This window comes from Acidovorax sp. GW835-FHT14B10, from assembly GCF_058793725.1.
The window spans coordinates 76,816-98,854 of the sequence record NZ_JBXAGC010000002.1; the positions used below are offsets into that span (position 1 = coordinate 76,816).

Genomic DNA, 22,039 nt, shown 5'->3' on the forward strand with positions numbered 1-22,039 from the left:
GATGAGCGCGACCACTTCATCCTCCATTGCGCCGCCCCCCCGCTGGCTGCACCGCGCCCTGCGCCACCGCAGCTTTGTTGCCGGTGCGGTGCTGGTGTTGCTGCTGCTGGCCGCCGCGGCCCTGTCGCTGGTCTGGACGCCCTGGTCGCCCTACGACATGGACCTGCCGGCCAAGCTGCAGCCGCCCAGCGGCCTGCACTGGCTGGGCACCGACGCCTTTGGCCGCGACGTGGCCTCGCTGCTGCTGGTGGGCGCGCGCAACTCGCTCCTGGTGGGTGTGATCGCGGTAGGCATTGGCATGGGCCTGGGCGTGGCGCTCGGGCTGCTTGCCGCCGCGCGGCGTGGCTGGGTGGAAGAAGCCATCATGCGGCTGGCCGACTTCACCTTCGCCTTTCCGGCCATTCTGTCGGCCATCATGATGACAGCGGTGTTTGGCGCGGGCATCGTCAATTCGATCATCGCCATCGGCATCTTCAACATTCCCACCTTTGCGCGGGTGACGCGGGCTTCGGCCAACGCCGTGGGGTCGCGCGATTTCATCCTGGCGGCGCGGGCCTGCGGCAAGGGCAGTGTGCGCATCACGCTCGAACATGTGCTGCCCAACATCGCCTCGGTGCTGATCGTGCAGGCCACGGTGCAGTTCGCCATTGCCATCCTGGCCGAGGCGGCGCTGTCGTACCTGGGCCTGGGCACACAACCCCCGCAGCCATCCTGGGGCCGCATGCTCAGCGACGCCCAGACCCTCATGTTCCAGGCACCACTGCTGGCCGTGTGGCCCGGCGTGGCCATTGCCCTGGCCGTGCTGGGCCTGAACCTGCTGGGCGACGGCCTGCGTGATCTGCTCGACCCCCGTCTGACCCGCCAACGCTGATGCCGACCGACCGCCCATCCACCGCACCCACGCCCTTGCTGCAGGTCACCCAGCTGCGCATTCACCTGCACACCCACCGGGGCGCCGCCGACGCCGTGCGCGGCATCGATTTCACGCTCCACCGCGGCGAGACCCTGGGCCTGGTGGGCGAATCGGGCTGTGGCAAGTCGCTCACCGCCCTGGCGCTCATGGGCCTGCTGCCCGAAGCGGCGCAGGCCAGCGGCAGCATTCTTCTGGATGGACAGGAACTGGTGGGGCTGGACGACACCGCGCTGTGCCGCCTGCGCGGCAACCGCATCGGCATGGTCTTTCAGGAGCCCATGGCGGCGCTGAACCCCGTGCACCGCATTGGCGACCAGGTGGCCGAGCCGTTGCGACTGCACTGCGGCATGGGCCGCACTGCGGCACGCCGCGAGGCCCTGGCCCTGCTGGAGCGCGTGGGCATTGCCGACGCCGCCCGGCGCCTGGAGGACTACCCGCACCAGTTCTCGGGCGGGCAGCGCCAGCGCATCACCATTGCCATGGCGCTGGCCTGCGGGCCCGATCTGCTGATTGCCGACGAGCCCACCACGGCGCTCGACGTGACCGTGCAGCAGCAGATTCTGGACCTCATCGGCGACCTGGTGGCCGAGCGCGGCATGGCGCTGATCCTGATCTCGCACGACCTGGGCGTGATCGCGCAGAACGCGGACCGCATGCTGGTCATGTATGGCGGCAGCGTGGTGGAGAGCGGCCCCACGGAGACGGTTTTTTCGGCCATGGCCCACCCCTACACGCGCGGCCTGTTGGCGGCGCGCCCGCAACTGGTGCCGCGCCGCGCCGGCGAGCGCCCGCGCCTGGCCACCATCGCGGGCACCGTGCCCGAACTGACCCACCTGCCCGCCGGCTGCCCCTTTGCCGGGCGCTGCGGTTTCACGGTGGCCGCCTGCCACAGCACCGCACCGCCGCCCGTGCCGCTGGGCACCGGGGGTGCAGGACACCTGGTGCGCTGCATCCGGCTGGATGCGGTGGCCGTCGCGCACGGGGCCCGCGCATGAATCCTGCAAATACTACTGAAGTGATAGCTGCTAGCGCACAAGCTATAGGCGCTACAGGCCCACATGATTCAACAATGGCCGCCGGTGCACACCCGCCCCTGCTGCAGGTCACGCAACTGGTGCGCCACTACCCGCTGCCGCGCACGCACCTGTGTCAAACGCCGCAGCAGGTGCAGGCCCTGCAGGGCGTGGACTTGCGCGTGGAGTCGGGCCGCAGCCTGGGTATCGTGGGCGAATCGGGCTCGGGCAAGTCCACGCTGGCCCGGCTGGTGATGGCGCTCGACACCCCTACCGCCGGCACGGTGCACCTGCTGGGCCGCGACCTGCACCGCCTGACTGCCGCCGAATTGCGGCATGCGCGGCGCGACTTCCAGATGGTGTTCCAGGACCCCTATGGCTCGCTGGACCCGCACCAACCGGTGGAACGCATCGTCACCGAGCCGCTGCAGGCCCAGGGCCGCACCAGCCGTGCCGAGCAACGCGAACAGGCCGCGCAGGTGCTGGCACAGGTGGGCCTGCGCAGTACCGACCTGGACAAATACCCGCACGAGTTCTCGGGCGGCCAGCGCCAGCGCATCGCGATTGCACGCGCGCTCATCACCCGTCCCCGCCTGATCGTGGCCGACGAGCCCGTGAGTGCGCTCGATGTCTCGGTGCAGGCCCAGGTGCTCAACCTGATGCTGGATTTGCAGCAGCAGTTCGGCATCACCTACCTGCTCATCAGCCACGACCTGGCCGTGGTGAACCACCTGTGCGACGAGGTGGTGGTGCTGTACCAGGGGCGCATCGTGGAGCGCGGCGCGCCCGAGGAACTGTTCTACAACGCGCGGCACCCCTACACCCGCGCCCTGGTCAACGCCGTGCCCCGCATCGAGCCGGGGCGTGCCCGGGCACGCCGGGCGCAGAGGGCCGGCGAAGCCCTGCGCCCCATGGTGTAAAAAGAATCCTTTCTGACCAAGGGCACCTCTGCAAGCGGGAGCCCCATCACCTTGTTTCGTCTGGAGAAATCGAACATGCTGAACCGCCGCTCCGTCCTGGCCACTGGCGCCATCGCTGCTGCCCCCCTGGCTGCGCCCTGGGGTGCCCTGGCCCAGAGCCGCAAGGACACCGTGGTGCTGGCCATGACGCTGGAGCCACCGGGACTGGACCCCACGGCCGGCGCCGCCTCGGCCATCGCCGAGATCGTGCACTACAACATCTTCGAGACGCTCACCCGGATCAACACCGACGGCAGCGTGTCGCCGCTGCTGGCCGAAAGCTGGGAGGTGTCGCCCGATCTGCGAACCTACACCCTGCGCCTGCGCCGGGGGGTGAAGTTCAGCAATGGCGTGCCTTTCACTGCCAGCGCGGTCAAGTTCTCGTTCGACCGTGCGGGCAGCGACAAGAGCACCAACAAGGACAAGCGCACCTTTGCCAACCTCACCACCCAGGTGGTGGACGACCACACCGTGGTACTGATCCACAAGGACATCGACCCCGACTTCCTGTTCGTGCTGGGCCAGGCCACGGCCATCATCGTCGAGCCCCAAAGCGCCGCCACCAACGCCACCCGGCCCGTGGGCACCGGCCCCTATGTGCTGGGCGCCTGGAACCGGGGTGCGTCCATCACGCTGAACGCATGGCCAGGCTTTCTGGCACCCGGCAGCATCAGGATGCGCCGGGCCACGTTCCGCTTCATTTCCGACCCGGCCGCCCAGGTGGCGGCGCTGCTGGCCGGCGACGTGGACCTGTTCGCCCGCGTCACGCCGCGCAGCGTGGCCCAGTTCAAGGCCAACCCGCGTTTTCAGGTGGTGGTGAGCGGCTCGCGCGCCAAGACCATCCTGGCCATCAACAACGACCGAAAGCCCCTGAGCGACGTGCGCGTGCGCCGTGCCATTGTCGCCGCCATCGACCGCAAGGCCGTCATCGAAGGTGCTGGCGACGGCTATGGCGTGCCCATTGGCAGCCACTATGTGCCAGGCGCGTTCGGCTATGTGGACACCACGGGCATCAACCCCTTTGACATCGACAAGGCCAAAAAGCTGCTGGCCGAGGCCGGCGTCAAGATCCCGCTGGAACTCACGCTCACCCTGCCCCCGCCGCCCTATGCCCGCCAGGGCGGCGAGGTGATTGCGGCGCAGCTGGCCAAGATCGGCATCGTGTGCAAGATCCAGAACGTGGAATGGGCCCAGTGGCTCAGCGGCACCTACGGCAACAAGAACTACGACCTCACGCTCATCTCGCATGTCGAGCCCTTCGACCTGGGCAACTTTGCCAAGCCCGACTACTACTGGGGCTACAACTCGCCGCAGTTCAACACGCTGTTCGACAAGATCAAGAACGCCCCGCGCCCGGCCGACCGCGCCCGCCTGCTGGGCGACGCGCAGCGCCTGCTGGCCGAAGAGGCCGTGCACGGTTTCCTCTACCAGCCGCAATGGGTAACGGTGGCGAACAAGAACCTCCGGGGGCTGTGGAAAGACATGCCCATCTTCGTGAACGATCTCTCGGCCCTTTCCTGGTCCTGACACCGGCGCCACCCGCACCATGAACGCCCTGCACGACCTGCCCGCCCACGCCCTGCTCGCGGCCTACCGCCAGCGCACCCTGTCCCCGGTCGAGGTGGTCGCCGATGTGCTGGCCCACATCGGGCGCTGGGAGCCCCACATCCAGGCCACCTACCTGCTGCGCCCCGAAGCCGCCCTGGCGCAGGCCAGGGCATCAGAAGCCCGCTGGCTGCGCGGCGAGCCCCTCGGTGCGCTCGATGGCGTGCCCGCCACCATCAAGGAAAACATCGCCACGCTCGGCGACCCCATGCCCCTGGGCACCGCGGCCACCACGCTGGTGCCCGCCGCCGCCGACGCACCGCCAGCCGCGCGCCTGCGCGAAGCCGGCGCCGTGGTCGTGGCCAAGACCACCATGCCCGACTACGGCATGCTGTCCTCGGGACTGTCGAGCTTTCATCCGCTGTCGCGCAACCCCTGGGATTTGTCCAAGGGCCCCGGCGGCTCCAGCGCGGGCGGAGGCGCCGCGGCTGCCGCAGGCTATGGCCCGCTGCACATCGGCACCGACATCGGCGGCTCGCTGCGCCTGCCGGCCAGCTGGTGCGGCATTTTCAGCCTGAAGCCCAGCCTGGGCCGCATTCCCATCGATCCGCCCTACACCGGCCGCGCCGCCGGCCCCATGACACGCACGGTGGCGGACGCCGCGCTGATGATGCAGGTGCTGGGCCAGAGCGACGCGCGCGACAGCATGGCCCTGCCCGCGCAGGACATCGCCTGGGGCCGGTTCGACCAGGGTGCCGAACACCTTCGCGGTCTGCACATCGGCCTGCTGCTGGAGGCGGGCTGCGGCCTCGCCGTCGAGCCCGAGGTGCGCGCCGCCATCGAACAGGCAGCCCGCTGGCTGGAGCAGGCCGGCGCCCATATCGTGCCCATGCAGCCCTTCATGACGCAGGCCATGCTCGACGGCATGGACCATTTCTGGCGCCTGCGTTCGCTCACCGATCTGCAGGCCCTGCCGGCGGCACAGCAGCGCAAGGTGCTGCCCTACATCCGCGCCTGGGCCGACAGCGCCGCGGGCCTGAGCGGCACCGAAGTGTTTCACGCCAGCCAGCAGTTCCACCTGACCCGCGTGGCCACCGTGCGCGCCTGCAATGCCTTCGACTACGTGATCTCGCCCGTGGCGCCCATGCCGGCCTTTGCAGCCGAGCTGCCCTCGCCCACCAACGACCCGCTGCGCCCGCTGGAGCACATCGGCTTCACCGTGCCCTTCAACATGTCGGAGCAGCCCGCTGCGTCGGTGAACTGCGGCTACACGGCCAGCGGCCTGCCGATCGGCCTGCAGATCGCCGGCCCGCGCTTCGATGACCTGGGTGTGCTGCAGCTGGCCCATGCGTTCGAGCAGATTCGCGCCCCGCAGAAAGCCTGGCCCCAGCCGCCGGGGATATAAACAGGCCATGGACATTCTCACCCTCGCCCTCCTGATCGCCATCGGCAGCTACATCCTCAACCACCAGCAGCAACGCAAGCGCATTGCCCTGCTGGCCAGCCACCTGGGCCATTACCAGATCGAAAAACTCATGGAGACCCTGACCGAGGGCTATCTGCGCGCGCTGGGCGAGAGCACGCCCGAGCGGCGCGACCAGATCTGGAGCCTGCTGGGCAGCACCGAGTCGCAGCTGAGCGAGCAATTCAACCGATTCGCCGCCGAGTTCGCCCAGGTGAACGAGGCCGACGCCCGCGTCAGCCGCTTTGCCATGGCGGTTCCATTTGCCAGCCAGCTGTTTCCGGCCACCACCTTCGACATGCGCCAGGCCTTGGCCATTCACGCCCGGGGCATCGAGAACATGGTCCGCAACGGGGCGCATCTGGCCCCGCGCGACAAGGCCTTCACGATGTCGGCCGAACTGTTTCTGATGCAGCACACCTGCCACTGGTTCTGCAAGTCCAAGACCATCGCCACGGCACGCATGCTGGCGCGGCACAAGACGCCGCACGAGCAGCTGGTGAATGCCGTGTCGGCGCAGACCCGCAGCGCCTATCTGGCACTGGTAAGGGGCGACAAGGGCGTCAGGCAGGCCTGACGCCTTCGGCGCGCTGCAACCGGGTCTGGTCGTACACGGGCTGTGCCGGCAGGCCGGCCAGGTGCTGCGTGTCGGCCCAGTGCACGATCTCGATGGCATCGCCCTGCAGGCGCACGCGGTTCAGGCCCGCGTTGGGGATCTCGCTCTGGCGCGGGCCGCCCAGACCCAGGCCGCGCGCGGTGCGCCACACCATGTCGAGCACGCCGCCGTGCGTGACCACGATGACGGTCTGCCCCGCATGCTGGTGGGCCAGACTGCGCAACGCCTCCATCACCCGTGCGTGGAACTGCCGCGCGGTCTCGCCGCCGGGCATGCCGCCATCGGCATCGAAGCGCAGCCACTGCGCCCAGGCCGCGGCGTGCTGCACCTTGATATCGTCCACGCGCAGGCCGTCCACCACGCCAAAATGCTGCTCGCGCAGGCGCGGGTCGGTCAGCGCATCGAGCGACAGTTGCGGCAGCAACGCGGCCAGCGCGGGCTGTGCCGTCTGCTGGGTGCGGATGAGATCGCTGCACACCAGATGATCGACCGCCAGGTTCTCCACCCTCAGGCGCTGCGCCAGACGGTGCGCCTGCGTGTGCCCGGTGGCGTTCAGGGGCACATCCACCTGGCCCTGGAAGCGCAGCTCGCGGTTCCAGTCGGTTTCGCCATGGCGGATGAGGAGGAGTTCGGTCATGCGTCCATTATCAAACCCGGGCATGACAATTCAAGAATTTTTTCTCTAGCGCTTATGCAACAAGCGCCAGCAGCTATTGATTTGATAGTCTGCTGGCGGTGCAACCTGCCGCGTCCGGCCGTGCGGCGACTGGCCGAAAAGGCGTCAGCGCTCGGCCGTGGCCAGCCGCACCGCCAGGCCCAGAAACACCAGGCCCGCCATGCGGTTGAGCACGTTCTGCGCGCGCGCCGAGCGCTGCAGCAGCACCCCGAAGCCCCCGGAAAAACAGGCGATGGCCCCGAACACCAGCAGCGTGGCCAGCATGAACACCACCCCCAGCAGCATCAGCTGCAGCGCCACGCTGCCACGCGCCGGGTCGGCGAACTGCGGCAAAAAGGCCAGGAAGAACACCAGCACCTTGGGGTTGGTGAGGTTCATGACCATGCCGCGCCCCACCATGCGCCCCAGGCTGGGGCCAGCGGGGCTGCCCGGATTGCCCTGGCCACTGGCGGACTCCTGGGCCGTGGCGGCGGGTGCCCGCAGGGCCTGCCACGCCAGATAGGCCAGATAGGCCGCGCCGCAGTACTTGAGCACGGTGAACGCCATGGCCGATGCGGCAAACACGGCCGCCAGCCCCAGGGCCACGGCCGCGGTGTGCACCACGAGGCCGGCGCACAGGCCCACCACCACCGCCATGCCGGCACGCCAGCCGCGCTGGGCCGATTGCAGCAGCACAAACAGGTTGTCAGGGCCGGGTGTCAGGCCCAGCAGCACCGACACGCCAAAGAAAGTGAGCAGGGTTTCGAAAGCAGGCATGGCCAGGAGTATCTACCAATACGGTAGCTGTCCATTGTGCCAACGTCGCGGCACAAACCCTGCGGAAGATGCCGCCGCATCGGCCGGTGCGTCGCGCGGCCAGGGCGGCGGCGCAGGTCAGGCCGTGACAATCCAGCCCTCCAGGCCGTCCAGCCCCTGGGGCAGGCCATAGAGCGCGTCGCCCGCTTCATGGCGCTGCTGCGCCCAGGCCACCTGCATGAGGCACAGCACGGCGTCCAGGCAATCGCCGCTGGCGTCGTCCACGAGCGCATCGCGCTGGGCGTGGCTGAGCTTGAGCCGCAGGCCCAGGCGGCTCTGGCCCATCTCGAGTGCGTGCACCAGGTCCTTGCGGGCGATCAGCCGGTCGGGCGTTTGCTTGGCGCGGTCGTCGCTCTTGTAGCTGCGGCGCGCCAGGATCTCGCGGGCCAGCAGGCCGGGGTAGGCCTCCAGCGCCACGCGCTGCGGGTCGCCGGGGTGCAGGCCCGGCAGGTGCACGCCCGCATCCAGCAGCAGCGGCACGCCGGCGTGCAGCATGTAGGCCACGGGCGGGTTGACCCATTTCATGGATGGGCTGGAGCCTGCGGGCCCGTCGGTGGCCCGGTGGGAAAACTTGCCGCCCACGGGGCGTGCGTCACAGAACGCGGCGAACTGGTCGCGGATCTGCGCCCGCGTGAGCGTGCGGTAGTGCTGCATGCACGCATGCCACTGCAGCGGCCAGCCCAGCGCCTGCACCAGCGCGCGCGGCAGGCCAAAGGGCAGATCAAAACCGCCCACCCAGGCACGCGGCTGGGCCAGCCAGCGGGCCAGTCCATCAAGGGTGTCGAAAGTTTCCAGCCCTCGCAGCTGCACCCGCGTTGCCACGCGCTGGCCCAGCGCCAGCACGATGGGCTTGCGCCGGCTGGGGCTGCTGGAAAAATCGCAGCCCAGCAGCATGGGGGTGGCCAGGTCGGTCGTCATGGGCGTTTGCGCAGATCGCAGAGCTTGAATGCAAAGGGCCGCAGCGCCGTGTCGGCGGCTGCGGCCCAAGAAGTTGCATCCCGATGGTATCCAGGAAAAGTGGGAGGGATTGGCGTAGCGAGCGGCCTCAGCTTGCGTCGAGGAGCACAGCCGCACTCCCGTGCGGCGAGCACCGCGGGCGCAAGATCCAGCCGCGCAGTAGCAAAGCAAACCCGCTTTTCAGGCGCGGCCGATGATGCTCGCCGTCGCCATCAGCTCTTCGAGCAACGCGAACGACACCTTGCCCGACACCGCATACGGGTCGAGCTCGGGTTTTTCGGAATATTTGAGCAGGATGGAGTGGTTGATCTTGGACAGGTTCGCCTGCCCCATGGTCCAGCCGCCAAAGCGCCGCTCGGCAATCTCTTCGTAGTGCAGCAGCTCCACGTTCTGGTGGCGCGGGTCGCGCTGGATGTGGCCATACAGTTCGTTGACGGCGGAGCGCCCGCCCTCGATGGCCTGCAGGAAGACCCCGCCGCCATAGCACAGGATGCCGGTGATGCCGCAGCCCGGGTTGTGCTGGCGCGATTGGGTGAGGATGGCCTCGATGGCGGCAGGCGAAGTGTCCACCGCACGGCTGGCATAGAGCAGGCGTACGAGCATGTCAGTTCCTTCCTGGAATGAGCGAGAGGAATTCGCGGCGCAGGGCGCTGTCCTTGAGGAACACGCCGCGCATCACGGAGTTGATCATCTTGCTGTCCATGTCGCGCACACCGCGCCAGGACATGCAGAAGTGGCTGGCCTCCATCACGATGGCCAGGCCGTCGGGCTGGGTTTTTTCCATGATGAGATCGGCCAGCTGCACCACGGCCTCTTCCTGGATCTGCGGGCGGCCCATGACCCAGTCGACGATGCGGGCGTATTTGGACAGGCCGATCACGTTGGTGTGCTCGTTGGGCATGATGCCGATCCAGATCTTGCCCATGACGGGGCAAAAATGGTGGCTGCAGGCACTGCGCACGGTGAGCGGCCCCACGATCATGAGTTCGTTGAGGTGCTCGGCGTTGGGAAACTCGGTAATGGGTGGCACCTGCACATAGCGGCCCTTGAACACCTCGTTGAGGTACATCTTGGCCACGCGGCGCGCGGTGTTGTTGGTGTTGTGGTCGTCCTGGGTGTTGATGACCAGGCTGTCGAGCACGCCCTGCATCTTCACCTCGACCTCGTCGAGCAGCCGCTCCAGCTCGCCGGGCTCGATGAATTCGGCAATGTTGTCGTTGGCGTTGAAGCGCTTGCGCGCCGCGGCAATGCGCTCGCGGATCTTCACGGAAACAGGCGTGCCTTCATCCGGCGGAATGGGCGTCATATCGGCAACTGGTTGACTGAACATGGCTGCATCCTACCAGTGAATGCCAGCCTGCCAGTTTCAAGGGTTTTAGCCTTCAAGCGCTTATGCGACAAGCGCCAATAGCTACCTATTCAATAGCAAATCAGGGTGTGCAGGCTCAGTACCGGTTCCCCGTGACCCACAGGGCCAGGCGCATCAGGCCAAAGGCCACGCGGTCGAGCACGCGCTGGCGCAGGGGGCGACCGGCGTAGCGGGCCGGATCCATGCGCCGCCCGGCGTGCTGCATGGCATGCACCAGGCGCTGGCGCAGGTCAACGGCAAAGGCGGCATCTTCGACCACCACATTGGCCTCGCGCGCCAGCAGCAGGCTCAAAGGGTCCAGGTTGGACGAACCCACCGTGGCCCAGGGCTTGTCGCCGTGGGCATCGATCACCGCCACCTTGGCGTGCAGGAAGCTGGGCTCGTATTCGTGGATCTCCACCCCGGCCGCCAGCAGCGCGCCATACACCGGCCGCGCCGCGTGGTACTGCATGAAATATTCGTAGCGTCCCTGCAGCAGCAGCTGCACGCGCACACCCCGACGGGCCGCCAGGACCAGGGCGCGGCGCAGTTTGCCGCCGGGCACGAAATAGGCGTTGGCGATGATGATCTCGTGGCGCGCGGCGCCAATGGCGCGCCGGTAGGCCTTCTCGATGCGGCTGCGGTTGCGCACGTTGTCGCGCAGCACCAGCGCCGCCCGCATGCCGGGCGTGTCCGGATCGTGCTGCGTGGCGTGCCGGGTCGCGCTGGCGGCGCGCAGGTCGCGCACGGCTTGCGGCAAGCGGTGCAGGCGCACGTCACGCACCGCCTGCAGGCGCCACCACAGGCGCTCCATGGTCTGGCTCGCCTGCCCCGCCAGGGAACCGGTGGCCTGCACGGCAAAATCAAACCGCGGCGCATCGAGCGTGCCATGGTTGGGGTCGTACAGGTCATCCAGCACATTGATGCCGCCGCAAAACACCAGCAGGCCATCAACCACGCACAGCTTGCGGTGCAGGCGGCGCCAGCGGTGGGGCAGCAGCAGCCCCAGCGGCCCCAGCGGCGAATACACCCGCACCTGCACGCCCGCCGCCCGCAGGCGTTGTTGCCAGGCCCTGGGCAGTGGCCCGGTGCCCACGCCATCCACCACCAGGTGGGTGCGCACGCCGCGCTGCGCGGCGCGGATCAGCGCCTCGGCCACCTGCTCCCCCGCGCCGGTGCAATCAAAGATGTAGGTCTCGAACTGGATGTCGGAAAGCGCCGCATCCATGGCCTCGATCAGCGCCGGAAACAGTTCCTGCGCGCCCTGCAGCAGGCGCACCCGGTGGTCTTTGGCGAAATCGGCCACCCGCGTCATCGGCCGCTCAGAGCTGGAACTCGGCAATCAGCGGCAGGTGGTCGGACATGCGCCACCAGATGCGCCCACGCGGCACATGCAGCCCGATGGGCGACAGCCCGCGCACATAGACATGGTCCAGCTGCACCAGCGGGAGCCGGGCGGGGTAGGTAAAGGCGCGCGGCGCATCAAACTCATACAGGCCAAAGCCCGCCAGCATGCGCTTGATCTGCGCCCCCCAGTCGTTGAAGTCCCCGGCCACCACCACGGGCGAACCCGGTGGCACCTCGCGCTCGATGAACCGCTGCAGGCGCTCGACCTGCCGCACCCGGCTGCCGGGAATCAGCCCCAGATGCACCACGATCACATGCACGCGGCGGCCATGCGCGTCCACTTCCACATGCAGCAGGCCACGCTGCTCGAAGCGGTGGTCGGAGATGTCTTCATGCTGGTGCCCGATCACCGGCCAGCGCGACAGCAGCGCGTTGCCGTGCTCGCCATGGCGCGTGAACGCATTGGTGCGGTAGATCGCCTCGTAGCCCTCGGGCGCCAGGTATTCGGCCTGCGGCACATCGGGCCAGCGCTGGAAATACGCGGCTTCCCGGCGGTGCAGCTTGCGCACCTCCTGCAGGCAGACGATGTCGGCATCGAGCTGCTCCACCGCCAGGCCCAGGTTGTGGATCTCCAGGCGGCGCGCCGGACCTATGCCCTGCACACCCTTGTGGATGTTGTAGGTGGCAATGCGCAGAATGTCGGAAGCGTGGGGCGATGGGTTCATGGCAGGGCAAATTGTGGCAGCAACAGGATGGCCTCGGCATTGGACGGCGAGTAACAGCGATCGGCCGCCTCGCACCAGGGCCACCAGGCCCAGTCCTGGTGCTCGCGCGGGCTCAGCACCACCGGCGTGCCAGCGGGCACCTGCAGCCCCAGCACGCGCTCGATGTTGCGCCGCACGCCCGGCGCGTAGCGCTGCAGCCATTGCGGATAGATGTCGTAGACATTTTCCAGGCCCCAGTCGCGCAGCGTACATCCGGGGGCTTCCGCGCGGATGCCGGTTTCTTCCCACACCTCGCGCACGGCGGTTTCGTGCCAGCTCTCTCGCAGGCTGTCCTTGCTGCCGGTGACCGATTGCCAGAATGCCTGGCCATCGGGCGCATCGACCGTGCGGCGGATCAGCAGCACTTCGAGCGCCGGCGTGTGGATCACCACCAGCACCGACTGCGGGATCTTGAACGTCGTCTCCGGCAAGGTCGGCCCCGGCATCGCAGCGCCTGCACTGTGGATCCAAGGACTGGGGCGCGTGGCCATCTGGTCTCCCCAAGAAAAAGGGCGCCCCGAAGGCGCCCCTGAATTTTGCACAAAGTCCGGCAGCTCAATCCACTTTCACGGCATCGGGATTGCGCAGGCGGATGTGCAGTTCGCGCAGCTGCTTTTCATCGACGACGGATGGCGCCTGGGTCAGCAGGCACTGGGCGCGCTGGGTCTTGGGGAAGGCGATCACGTCGCGGATCGACTCGGCACCGGTCATCAGCGTGACGATGCGATCCAGACCAAAGGCCAGGCCGCCGTGCGGGGGCGCGCCGTATTGCAGGGCGTCGAGCAGGAAGCCGAACTTCTGCTGCGCTTCCTCGGGCGTGATCTTGAGGGCGTCGAACACTTTTTGCTGCACGTCGGCGCGATGGATACGCACCGAGCCACCGCCCATTTCCCAGCCGTTGAGCACCATGTCGTAGCCCTTGGAGATGCACTTCTCGGGCGCGGTGACCATGTAGTCCTCATGGCCGTCCTTGGGGGCGGTGAAGGGATGGTGCACGGCGACCCAGCGGTCGTTTTCCTCGTCATGCTCGAACATGGGGAAGTCCACCACCCACAGCGGCGCCCAGCGGTCGTCGAACAGGCCGTTCTTCTTGCCGAACTCGCTGTGGCCGATCTTGATGCGCAGCGCGCCGATGGCGTCGTTGACGATCTTTTCCTTGTCGGCACCGAAGAACAGCAGGTCGCCGTCCTGGGCGCCCGTGCGCTCCAGCACCGCTTGCAGGGCCGCATCGTGGATGTTTTTCACGATGGGCGACTGCAGGCCGTCGCGGCCCTTGGCCAGCTCGTTGACGCGGATATAGGCCAGGCCCTTGGCGCCGTAGATCTTGACGAATTCGGTGTAGGCGTCGATCTCGCCGCGGCTGATGCCGCCACCTTCGACCGAGCCACCGGGTACGCGCAAGGCCACAACGCGGCCGTTCTTCATGTTGGCGGCGCCCGAGAACACCTTGAAGTCCACGTTCTTCATCACGTCGGTCAGTTCGGTGAATTCGAGCTTGACGCGCAGGTCGGGCTTGTCGGAGCCGAAGCGGTGGGCCGCGTCCTGGTAGGTCATGACGGGGAACTCGCCCAGGTCCACGCCCAGCGTGTTCTGGAACACCGTCTTGATCATGCCCTGGAACATGTCGCGGATTTCCTGCTCGTCCATGAACGAGGTCTCGATATCGATCTGCGTGAACTCGGGCTGGCGGTCGGCGCGCAGGTCTTCGTCGCGGAAGCACTTGGTGATCTGGTAGTAGCGGTCAAAACCGGCCACCATCAGGAGCTGCTTGAACAGCTGGGGCGACTGGGGCAGCGCAAAGAAATGCCCGTCATGCACGCGGCTGGGCACGAGGTAGTCGCGTGCACCTTCGGGCGTGCTCTTGGTGAGCATGGGGGTTTCGATGTCGATGAAGCCGTTGGCATCGAGGAACTTGCGCACTTCCATGGACACGCGGTAGCGCAGCATCAGGTTGTTCTGCATGTAGGGGCGGCGCAGATCGAGCACACGGTGCGTGAGGCGCGTGGTCTCCGACAGGTTTTCCTCGTCGATCTGGAACGGGGGCGTGACCGAAGGGTTGAGCACATTCAGCTCGTGGCACAGCACCTCGATCTTGCCGCTTTGGAGGTTGTCATTGGTCGTGCCCTCGGGGCGCGCGCGCACCAGGCCTTTGACCTGCACGCAGAACTCGTTGCGCACGCCTTCGGCGGTCTTGAACATCTCGGCCCGGTCGGGGTCGCAGACCACCTGCACCGAGCCTTCGCGGTCGCGCAGGTCGATGAAGATCACACCGCCATGGTCGCGGCGGCGGTTGACCCAGCCCGACAGGGTGACGGTTTGGCCCAGCAGGGCTTCGGTCACAAGACCGCAATAGTGGGAACGCATGGCCATGGCAAAACTTCCGGCGCCGCTGTGGCGCATTAAGAGAGACTCACTTGGAGGAGACAGGGGCAAGGGCGGGGTCGGACGGTGCGACCACGCCCATCGAAATAATGTATTTGAGCGCTGCATCCACGCTCATGTCGAGTTCGACGCAGTCGCTCTTGCGCACCATCACGAAATACCCGCCGGTGGGATTGGGGGTGGTGGGCACATACACGCTGACGAACTCATCGCGCAGATAGGCCGCCACTTCGCCGCTGGGATTGCCCGTGATGAAGGCGACGGTCCAGACCCCTTCACGGGGCCATTGCACCAGCACGGCGGTGCGAAAGGCGTTGCCGCTTTCGGAAAACAGCGTATCGGAGACCTGCTTGACGCTCGAATAGATGGATCGCACCACCGGAATACGGCTGACCAGCGCATCACCCCACTGCACCAGCTTGCGCCCGGCAAAGTTGCTGGCCGTCGCACCCACCACCAGCAGGATCAGCAGGGTCAGCAGCACGCCAAAGCCCGGGATATGGAATCCCAGCAGCTTGTCGGGGTGCCAGGCAATCGGCAGGATCTGCAGGGTCTGGTCGAGCGTGCCCACGATCCAGTTGAGCACCGCGATGGTGATCACCCCCGGAACAATCACCAGCAGGCCGGTGAACAGCCATTTGCGCAAGGCGGACATTGAAGGGCTCAGTCCGTAGTGGTGGCGCTGGCCGCCGTGGTGGCCGGGGCTGCACTGGCGGCACCGGTGTCGGCCGCGGCGGGCGCGGAAGCGGGGGCACCGGCAGCAGCACCTGGGCCAGCGCTTTTTGCATCGGTGGCGGCGGCGGAGCTGCCACCATTGCCACCCCGGAAGTCCGTCACATACCAGCCGGAGCCCTTGAGCTGGAAGCCTGCGGCCGTCACCTGCTTGGAGAAGGCTTCGGCGCCACACGCGGGGCACACCGTGAGCTGAGGGTCCGAGATTTTTTGCAGCACATCCTTGGCATGGCCGCAGGAGCCGCATTTGTAGGCGTATATAGGCATGACGAGCGTGTTGGGGGAAAGTGCAAAACCTTCAATTATAGGCGGCAGCGCTTTCTTCAACACCCCGCGCTCATTCCACTCCCACCATGCGATGGTGCACGGCATGGCTGTTGCGCACGGCCTGCGGGCCCAGCGAGCCCGCCAGCATGCCCACCAGCGCTGCCAACAAACCGGCCAGCTGCGCCGGAAACACCTGGCCAGCCGGAGTTGCCAGAAACAGCAGCCAGGTCAACAAACCCAGCACGATGGCAAAAACCGCCCCCTGGGTGGTGGCCCGCTTCCAGTACAGGCCAAACACCAGCGGCACAAAGGCGCCGACCAGCGGCACCTGGTAGGCGCCGGAGACCAGCTCATAGATGGAGGTGCCTTCCATGCGAATCGCGTAGGCCAGCACCAGGCCGCTGAACACCAGCGTGGTGATGCGCATGGTGCGCAGGTGCTGCCTGTCGGAGGCATGCGGACGGAACTGGCGCCAAATGTTCTCGGTAAACGTCACGCTGGGCGCCAGCAGGGTGGCCGACGCGGTGGACTTGAGCGCCGACAGCAGCGCGCCAAAAAAGAGCACCTGCATCACAAAGGGCATCTTGTTCAGCACCAGCATGGGCAGCACCTTTTGTGGGTCGTCCTGGAGCAGCGCTGCGGTCTCGGCGGGCATGATGAGGAGCGCGCTGGCCACCAGAAACATCGGGACAAAGGCAAACAGGATGTAGCAGATGCCGCCAATCACGGGGCCGCGCGTGGCGGCCTGGATGTTGTTGGCCGACATCACGCGCTGAAAGACGTCCTGCTGGGGAATCGAGCCAAACATCATCGTGATGCCGGCCGCGATGAAGAACACGATGTCGTGGAATTTCGGCTCTGGCAGAAAGCGGAACAACTCGCGGCTCGCGGCCAGCTCGATGACCTTGTCGGCCCCGCCGGCCATGTTGCCGGCAAACACGGCGATCACCGTCAACCCCACCACCAGGATGATCATCTGGATGAAGTCGGTCACCGCCACCGACCACATGCCACCGAACAGCGTGTAGGCCAGGATGGACACCACCCCGATCGTCATGCCGATAGGGATGCTGATGGCACCGCCGGACAGCAGATTGAACACCAGCCCCAAGGCGGTGACCTGGGCCGAAACCCAGCCCAGGTAGCTCAGCATGATGATCAGCGAGCACACGACCTCCACCGCACGGCCATAGCGCTCGCGGTAATAGTCGCTGATGGTCAGCAGCGTCATGCGGTAGAGCTTGCCCGCAAAGAACAGCCCCACCAGAATCAGGCAAAACCCCGCACCGAACGGGTCTTCGACCACATTGCCCAGTCCGCCTTCGATGAATTTGGCCGGTATCCCCAGCACCGTCTCCGAACCAAACCAGGTGGCAAACGTGGTGGTGACGATCATGTACAGCGGCAGGTGGCGCCCGGCAATCGCAAAATCGGCGGCGTTCTTGACCCGCTTGGCGGCCACCAGGCCAATGGCGATGGTGATCAGGAGATAGACGATAACCAGGGTCAACAGCACGGCATGCTCCTCGATGTCGCGAACAGTAGGAAAAAAAGAAAAAAGAAACCGGACCCCGTCCGCGTCAGAACAACCGGACCCTGACCATCAGCTGCATCACCAGCAGCCCCAGCACAAAGCCCAGGCCGCCGTAAATGATGCTTTGCAACAGGCGGTTGGTGCGCTTTTGTGCCTCCAGCAGATCGCGCAAGGCACCGTGCGACTCGGCCGGCCGCCGGCTCAGATAGTCATAAAGCAGGCGCGGCAGCTCTGGAACCAGCTTGGCATAGTGCGGCGCCTCGGCCCGCAGCTCGCGCCACAGGCGTTGCGGGCCCATCTGCTCGAGCATCCACTTTTCGAGGAAGGGTTTGGCGGTGCTCCAGAGATCGAGTTCCGGATCGAGCTGGCGGCCCAGGCCCTCGATGTTGAGCAGCGTCTTTTGCAGCAGCACGAGCTGGGGCTGGATTTCGACCTGAAAGCGCCGGGACGTCTGGAACAGGCGCATCAGCACCATGCCCAGCGAGATTTCCTTGAGCGGTCGATCGAAATACGGCTCGCACACGGCGCGGATGGCCGATTCGAGGTCGTTGACGCGGGTTTCCCGCGGCACCCAGCCGCTTTCGATGTGCAGCTCGGCCACACGCTTGTAGTCGCGGCGGAAGAAGGCCACGAAGTTCTGCGCCAGGTATTCCTTGTCGGATTCGGTCAGGGTGCCCACGATGCCGAAATCAAGCGAGATATAGCGCCCGAATGTGGCCGGCTCCAGGCTCACCTGGATGTTGCCCGGGTGCATGTCGGCATGAAAGAAGCCGTCGCGAAACACCTGGGTGAAAAAGATCGTGACGCCATCGCGCGCCAATTTCGGGATATCGACCCCCGCATCGCGCAGACGCTCGACCTGGCTGATCGGAACGCCATTCATGCGCTGCATCACCATGACCTCGGGATGGCAGAAATCCCAGAAGATTTCCGGGATCAGCACCAGGTCCAGGCCAGCCATGTTGCGGCGCAATTGCGCGGCATTGGCCGCCTCGCGCACCAGGTCCAGCTCGTCGTGCAGGTAGTTGTCGAACTCGGCCACCACCTCGCGGGGTTTGAGGCGCTTGCCGTCGGCCGACAGGCTCTCCACCCAGCCCGCCATCATGCGCATGAGGCCCAGGTCTTTCTCGATCACCGGCAGCATGCCCGGGCGCAGCACCTTGACGGCCACCTCGCGCTCGACGCCTGCACGGTCACGCAAGGTGGCGAAATGCACCTGCGCAATCGACGCACTGGCCACCGGCGTGCGATCGAATGCCACGAACACCTCGTCCACCGGCCGGCGGAACGCGCGCTCGATGGTGGCCATGGCGATGGCTGGATCGAAAGGCGGCACGCGGTCTTGCAGGCGTGCCAGCTCGTCGGCCATGTCGGCGGGCAGCAGGTCGCGCCGGGTCGAAAGCACCTGGCCAAACTTGACGAAGATGGGCCCCAGCCGCTCCAGCGCTTCGCGCAGGCGCTGGCCGCGCGGCGCATTCAGATTACGGCCAACCGAAAGCAGGCGCGACAGCAGGCGCAGCCAGGGCTTCTGGAAGCTGTCCAGCACCAGGCCATCCAGCCCATACCGGAACACCACCCAGACGATGGTGGCACCCCGCAAAAAACGGCTCATGGAGCGGTCCGGTCAGCATGGCCCGGCGGTGGCGCGGGCGCAGGCGTGGCAGCGGCCGGTGCCGGGGAGCTGGCCATGGGCGCCATGCGCGTGCCCACAAAATGGCGCAACGCCTGCGCTGCCTTGCGAACCACCTGGCCCAGCGTGTGCGCGGGCGCATCGCCAATCAGGCGGGCCACATCCTCTTCGAGATCCCAGCGGACATGATCGACCAGCCAGTTGATCTCGGCCGCCAGCTGCACATCGCCCTCGATGCGGATGGCCGGCTTGTCGCCCCGCAGTGCCACGCTGGCCAGTGCCAGGGGAGAGGGTTCGGTCACTTCCAGCTGCAGATCGGGTGCCGCGCCGTCCGGCGCCAGATTGAACAAACCCGCCGGCGTGACCAGCAAGGCCATCGAATACGAGCGCCACTGCACGCGCGCCACGCGGCCGCGCTGGCGCACCAGGCGGTCCATGGCCTCCTTTTCCTGCATCAACACATGGTTGAGAAACAGGACCAGGCGCTGCTGCACCTCGTGCACCAACCACTGCGGTGGCTGCGGGCCGGCGGCCACGCGGTCAAGGAGACCATCCAGAAATGAAAAAGGGGACTGTGTTGCCATAGTCCCCGATTATTCCCTGAACCGGGAAGCCCTGACGCTTTACTGCAGTGCTTGCACGCCCGCCACCAACCAGCCGCTGGCGCCCGCCTTGGCCTTGGTCATGTTCCAGACCTCGCGGAAAGGGCTGGGCCCGGCCGAGGGTTCTTCGCGGATCATGCCCGAGAACTCCACGCTGGCCATGTAGCCGTCGTCCAGCTCCTCGATGCCCAGCAGCTGGGCATCGATCATGACCACATCGGTGTGGTTGGGCTGGTCGCCCCGGTGCGATTCGCGCTCGGTCAGCTGGGTGCGAATTTCATCGAGCATGCTGTCGGTCATCATCGAGCGCAGCGTGGCGATGTCGGAGCGGTCCCACGCGGCCTGCAGCGTGACGAAATTGCGCTTGGCCGCCGCCAGGAAACCGTCGGTGTCGAACCCCTCTGGAATGCCCCAGTTTTGCGAACCCGAAAGAGCCGAGCCGATCATCGTGCCCGCGCCCGGCTGTTGCCGCGAGGCGTCGAATGCCATGCCGCCGCGCTCCCAAGGCCGGGCCGACGCATCGTTGCCCACCTTGTCAGGGCTGTACTGGGGGGGCACTTGCGCTGTTGCAGGCGTTGCGGCACCGGCACCCTGGAAGGCAAACGGAGCCCCGCCAGCCACGGCGCCAGCTCCAGCGCCGCTGCGGGTGCGCATCACCATCTTGAAGATCGCGAACGCTGCCATGGCCAGCAAGGCAATCATCAGGATATTGCCAAAGCCTTCACCCAAACCCAGGGAGCTGGCAAGCCAGGCAAGCCCCAGGCCGGCGGCCAGGCCGCCCAGCATGGCGCCCCAGGGTTTCTTGGCGGCTGCGGCCGGTGCCGCGGCGGCAGCCGGCTTGGCAGCCGTTGCGTTGGTGGCCGTCTGCGCCGGTGCGCCCGGCGTTGCGGGCGACGTGGTCGACTCGCGCTGGGTCACATTGCTGGACTGCTTGCCCACCGACTTGCCGCCACCGATGCGGCGGGCGTCCGCATCGGCATGTGCAAACGCCAGCATCGCCACCAACACCACAGACCACAGTTTCATCATGATTTCTCCGTCTCCGTTAATTCATTCCGAGCGAAGCGCTCAGTACCTGCTCAGCACTTGATTCCAACATGCAAGGCCACAATGCCCCCCGTCATGTTGTGATAGTCCACATGCCCAAAGCCATTTTTCTGCATGAGGCTTTTGAGTTCTTCCTGCCCCGGATGCATGCGGATGGACTCCGCCAGGTAGCGGTAGCTGGCATCGTCGCCCGCCACCAGCTTGCCCAGCCGGGGCAGCACCTTGAAGGAATACCAGTCATACGCCTTGGTGAGCGGCTGGGCCACCTTGGAAAATTCCAGCACCAGCAACTTGCCACCGGGCTTGAGCACACGGCACATTTCGGCAATCGCCTGGTCCTTGTGCGTCATGTTGCGCAGGCCAAAAGCGACGCTCACCACGTCGAAATGCGCGTCGGGGAAAGGCAGCTTTTCCGCATCGCACACCAGCGTGGGCAACACCACGCCCGCATCGATGAGGCGGTCGCGCCCCACGCGCAGCATGGCTTCGTTGATATCGGTGTGCACCACGCGGCCCGATGCACCCACCTTCCTGGAGAACGCCAGTGCCAGATCGCCCGTGCCACCGGCAATGTCCAGCACCTGGCTGCCTTCGCGCAGGTTGGCCACCATCACGGTGTAGGCCTTCCAGGCGCGGTGCAGGCCCGCCGACATGAGGTCGTTCATCACGTCGTACTTGGAGGCCACGGAGTCGAACACGCCGCGCACGCGGCGCGCCTTGTCCTGCTCGTCCACCGACTGAAAACCGAAATGCGTGGTGCTCATAAGAATCATGCTAGGCGCGTGAACGCCAGAGGTACAGCGACAACCCCGCACTGACTTGGGGCATCTGTCGCAATTAAGACAATGCCATTTCAACCAAAATGGCCGACAGCGCTCATTTATAAAGCGCCAATAGCTACATTTTAAATAGCAAACTGATCCACAGGGGCAAATTCCGCTGGCACGGCAGCCCGCCCGCCCCGCCGGCCGTCAGTGGCCGCCACACGCATGGCCGCCCGCACCACCCTTGGGCGCCATGGGCGCATCGCGGTCCACACCGGCGGCGGCCAGGCGTTCGGTGTACTGCGCCCACAGCGCATCCTGCTGCTGGCCCAGCTCGTAGAGGTAGTCCCAGGTGAAGATGCCGCTGTCGTGCCCATCGGAGAACGTGGGCTTGACGGCATAGTTGCCCACGGGTTCCAGATTGACCAGTGCCACGTCACGCTTGCCCGTCTGCAGCACCTCCTGGCCCGGGCCGTGGCCCTGCACCTCTGCAGACGGCGAGTACACGCGCATCAGCTCGAATGGAATGCGGAACGTGGCGCCATCGGAAAAGCCCACCTCCAGCACTCGCGATGTCTCGTGCACCGTGAGTGCCTGTGGCGTGGGGGCGCCCGTTTTCAAACCTGCCATGGAGTCACCTGTGAGAAAACTGTTGTCAGAAACGACTGCTGCGATTGTCCCACCCG

The 22,039-nt window shown here is 66.4% G+C and carries 23 protein-coding genes; 6 read left to right on the top strand and 17 right to left on the bottom strand.

Annotated elements, in window-relative coordinates:
* Position 1 precedes the first annotated feature (1 nt).
* The 6 genes from AC1Q5S_RS02260 to AC1Q5S_RS02285 all read left to right on the top strand — a co-directional run bounded on the left by AC1Q5S_RS02260 (position 2) and on the right by AC1Q5S_RS02285 (position 6,469).
* Positions 2-871, top strand: a complete 870-nt coding sequence (locus AC1Q5S_RS02260; RefSeq protein ID WP_303833205.1) for an ABC transporter permease — start codon at positions 2-4, stop codon at positions 869-871.
* A complete protein-coding gene (locus AC1Q5S_RS02265) occupies positions 871-1,908 on the top strand; it encodes an ABC transporter ATP-binding protein (RefSeq protein WP_422205962.1) in 1,038 nt (345 codons plus the stop codon). Before AC1Q5S_RS02260 ends, AC1Q5S_RS02265 begins: the two co-directional genes overlap by 1 nt.
* 74 nt (positions 1,909-1,982) lie before the next feature.
* Positions 1,983-2,846, top strand: a complete 864-nt coding sequence (locus AC1Q5S_RS02270; protein ID WP_492238265.1) for an ATP-binding cassette domain-containing protein — start codon at positions 1,983-1,985, stop codon at positions 2,844-2,846.
* 75 nt (positions 2,847-2,921) lie between these two features.
* On the top strand, positions 2,922-4,412 hold the full coding sequence (locus AC1Q5S_RS02275) for an ABC transporter substrate-binding protein (RefSeq protein WP_492238266.1): 1,491 nt from the start codon (positions 2,922-2,924) through the stop codon (positions 4,410-4,412).
* A 19-nt stretch (positions 4,413-4,431) separates the two neighbouring features.
* Positions 4,432-5,835 (top strand): amidase, encoded by a 1,404-nt coding sequence (locus AC1Q5S_RS02280; protein ID WP_492238267.1) that lies wholly within the window; start codon positions 4,432-4,434, stop codon positions 5,833-5,835.
* 7 nt (positions 5,836-5,842) lie between these two features.
* The gene (locus AC1Q5S_RS02285) at positions 5,843-6,469 is read left to right on the top strand and encodes a hypothetical protein (RefSeq protein ID WP_303833198.1); all 627 of its coding nucleotides are present in this window, start codon (positions 5,843-5,845) and stop codon (positions 6,467-6,469) included.
* On the opposite strand, the gene AC1Q5S_RS02290 is transcribed toward AC1Q5S_RS02285, so the two are convergent.
* From AC1Q5S_RS02290 to AC1Q5S_RS02370, 17 genes are all read right to left on the bottom strand, one after another.
* The gene (locus AC1Q5S_RS02290; RefSeq protein WP_303833196.1) at positions 6,456-7,145 is read right to left on the bottom strand and encodes a histidine phosphatase family protein; all 690 of its coding nucleotides are present in this window, start codon (positions 7,143-7,145) and stop codon (positions 6,456-6,458) included. The two genes, AC1Q5S_RS02285 and AC1Q5S_RS02290, sit on opposite strands and share 14 nt — an antisense overlap.
* A 144-nt stretch (positions 7,146-7,289) precedes the next feature.
* The gene (locus AC1Q5S_RS02295) at positions 7,290-7,940 is read right to left on the bottom strand and encodes a LysE family translocator (protein ID WP_303833194.1); all 651 of its coding nucleotides are present in this window, start codon (positions 7,938-7,940) and stop codon (positions 7,290-7,292) included.
* Between the two features lie 117 nt (positions 7,941-8,057).
* Positions 8,058-8,897: a DUF429 domain-containing protein gene (locus tag AC1Q5S_RS02300; RefSeq protein WP_303833192.1), complete on the bottom strand. Its 840-nt coding sequence runs from the start codon at positions 8,895-8,897 to the stop codon at positions 8,058-8,060.
* 219 nt (positions 8,898-9,116) lie between these two features.
* Complete coding sequence (locus AC1Q5S_RS02305) at positions 9,117-9,539, bottom strand: BLUF domain-containing protein (RefSeq protein WP_303833191.1); 423 nt, start codon at positions 9,537-9,539, stop codon at positions 9,117-9,119.
* Between the two features lies 1 nt (position 9,540).
* A complete protein-coding gene (folE, locus tag AC1Q5S_RS02310; protein ID WP_303833189.1) occupies positions 9,541-10,266 on the bottom strand; it encodes a GTP cyclohydrolase I in 726 nt (241 codons plus the stop codon).
* A gap of 115 nt (positions 10,267-10,381) precedes the next feature.
* Positions 10,382-11,599 carry a cardiolipin synthase ClsB gene (gene clsB, locus AC1Q5S_RS02315; RefSeq protein WP_303833188.1) on the bottom strand — a complete coding sequence of 406 codons (1,218 nt, stop codon included), beginning with the start codon at positions 11,597-11,599 and terminating at the stop codon, positions 10,382-10,384.
* 7 nt (positions 11,600-11,606) lie between these two features.
* A complete protein-coding gene (locus tag AC1Q5S_RS02320) occupies positions 11,607-12,356 on the bottom strand; it encodes an endonuclease/exonuclease/phosphatase family protein (protein ID WP_303833187.1) in 750 nt (249 codons plus the stop codon).
* Positions 12,353-12,841 carry a dihydroneopterin triphosphate diphosphatase gene (gene nudB, locus AC1Q5S_RS02325; RefSeq protein WP_303833256.1) on the bottom strand — a complete coding sequence of 163 codons (489 nt, stop codon included), beginning with the start codon at positions 12,839-12,841 and terminating at the stop codon, positions 12,353-12,355. The genes AC1Q5S_RS02320 and nudB overlap by 4 nt, the downstream gene beginning before the upstream one ends.
* Before the next feature lie 109 nt (positions 12,842-12,950).
* Positions 12,951-14,765 (bottom strand): aspartate--tRNA ligase, encoded by a 1,815-nt coding sequence (gene aspS / locus AC1Q5S_RS02330; RefSeq protein WP_422203667.1) that lies wholly within the window; start codon positions 14,763-14,765, stop codon positions 12,951-12,953.
* Between the two features lie 40 nt (positions 14,766-14,805).
* Positions 14,806-15,432, bottom strand: coding sequence for a DUF502 domain-containing protein (locus AC1Q5S_RS02335; protein WP_303833185.1), 627 nt, complete (start codon positions 15,430-15,432; stop codon positions 14,806-14,808).
* Positions 15,433-15,440: 8 nt separating this feature from the next.
* Entirely contained in the window at positions 15,441-15,776 is a 336-nt protein-coding gene (locus AC1Q5S_RS02340; RefSeq protein WP_303833184.1) for an FmdB family zinc ribbon protein, read from the bottom strand.
* A 70-nt stretch (positions 15,777-15,846) separates the two neighbouring features.
* Positions 15,847-17,292 (bottom strand): high affinity choline transporter 1, encoded by a 1,446-nt coding sequence (locus AC1Q5S_RS02345; protein ID WP_492238268.1) that lies wholly within the window; start codon positions 17,290-17,292, stop codon positions 15,847-15,849.
* A gap of 64 nt (positions 17,293-17,356) precedes the next feature.
* Entirely contained in the window at positions 17,357-18,922 is a 1,566-nt protein-coding gene (gene ubiB, locus AC1Q5S_RS02350) for a ubiquinone biosynthesis regulatory protein kinase UbiB (protein WP_492238269.1), read from the bottom strand.
* Positions 18,919-19,524 carry a hypothetical protein gene (locus AC1Q5S_RS02355; protein ID WP_492238270.1) on the bottom strand — a complete coding sequence of 202 codons (606 nt, stop codon included), beginning with the start codon at positions 19,522-19,524 and terminating at the stop codon, positions 18,919-18,921. The genes ubiB and AC1Q5S_RS02355 overlap by 4 nt, the downstream gene beginning before the upstream one ends.
* A 39-nt stretch (positions 19,525-19,563) precedes the next feature.
* Positions 19,564-20,571, bottom strand: a complete 1,008-nt coding sequence (locus AC1Q5S_RS02360) for a Tim44 domain-containing protein (RefSeq protein WP_303833177.1) — start codon at positions 20,569-20,571, stop codon at positions 19,564-19,566.
* Positions 20,572-20,621: 50 nt separating this feature from the next.
* Positions 20,622-21,353, bottom strand: coding sequence for a bifunctional demethylmenaquinone methyltransferase/2-methoxy-6-polyprenyl-1,4-benzoquinol methylase UbiE (gene ubiE / locus AC1Q5S_RS02365; protein WP_303833175.1), 732 nt, complete (start codon positions 21,351-21,353; stop codon positions 20,622-20,624).
* Positions 21,354-21,560: 207 nt separating this feature from the next.
* A complete protein-coding gene (locus AC1Q5S_RS02370; protein WP_303833174.1) occupies positions 21,561-21,983 on the bottom strand; it encodes a gamma-butyrobetaine hydroxylase family protein in 423 nt (140 codons plus the stop codon).
* Between the last annotated feature and the right edge of the window lie 56 nt (positions 21,984-22,039).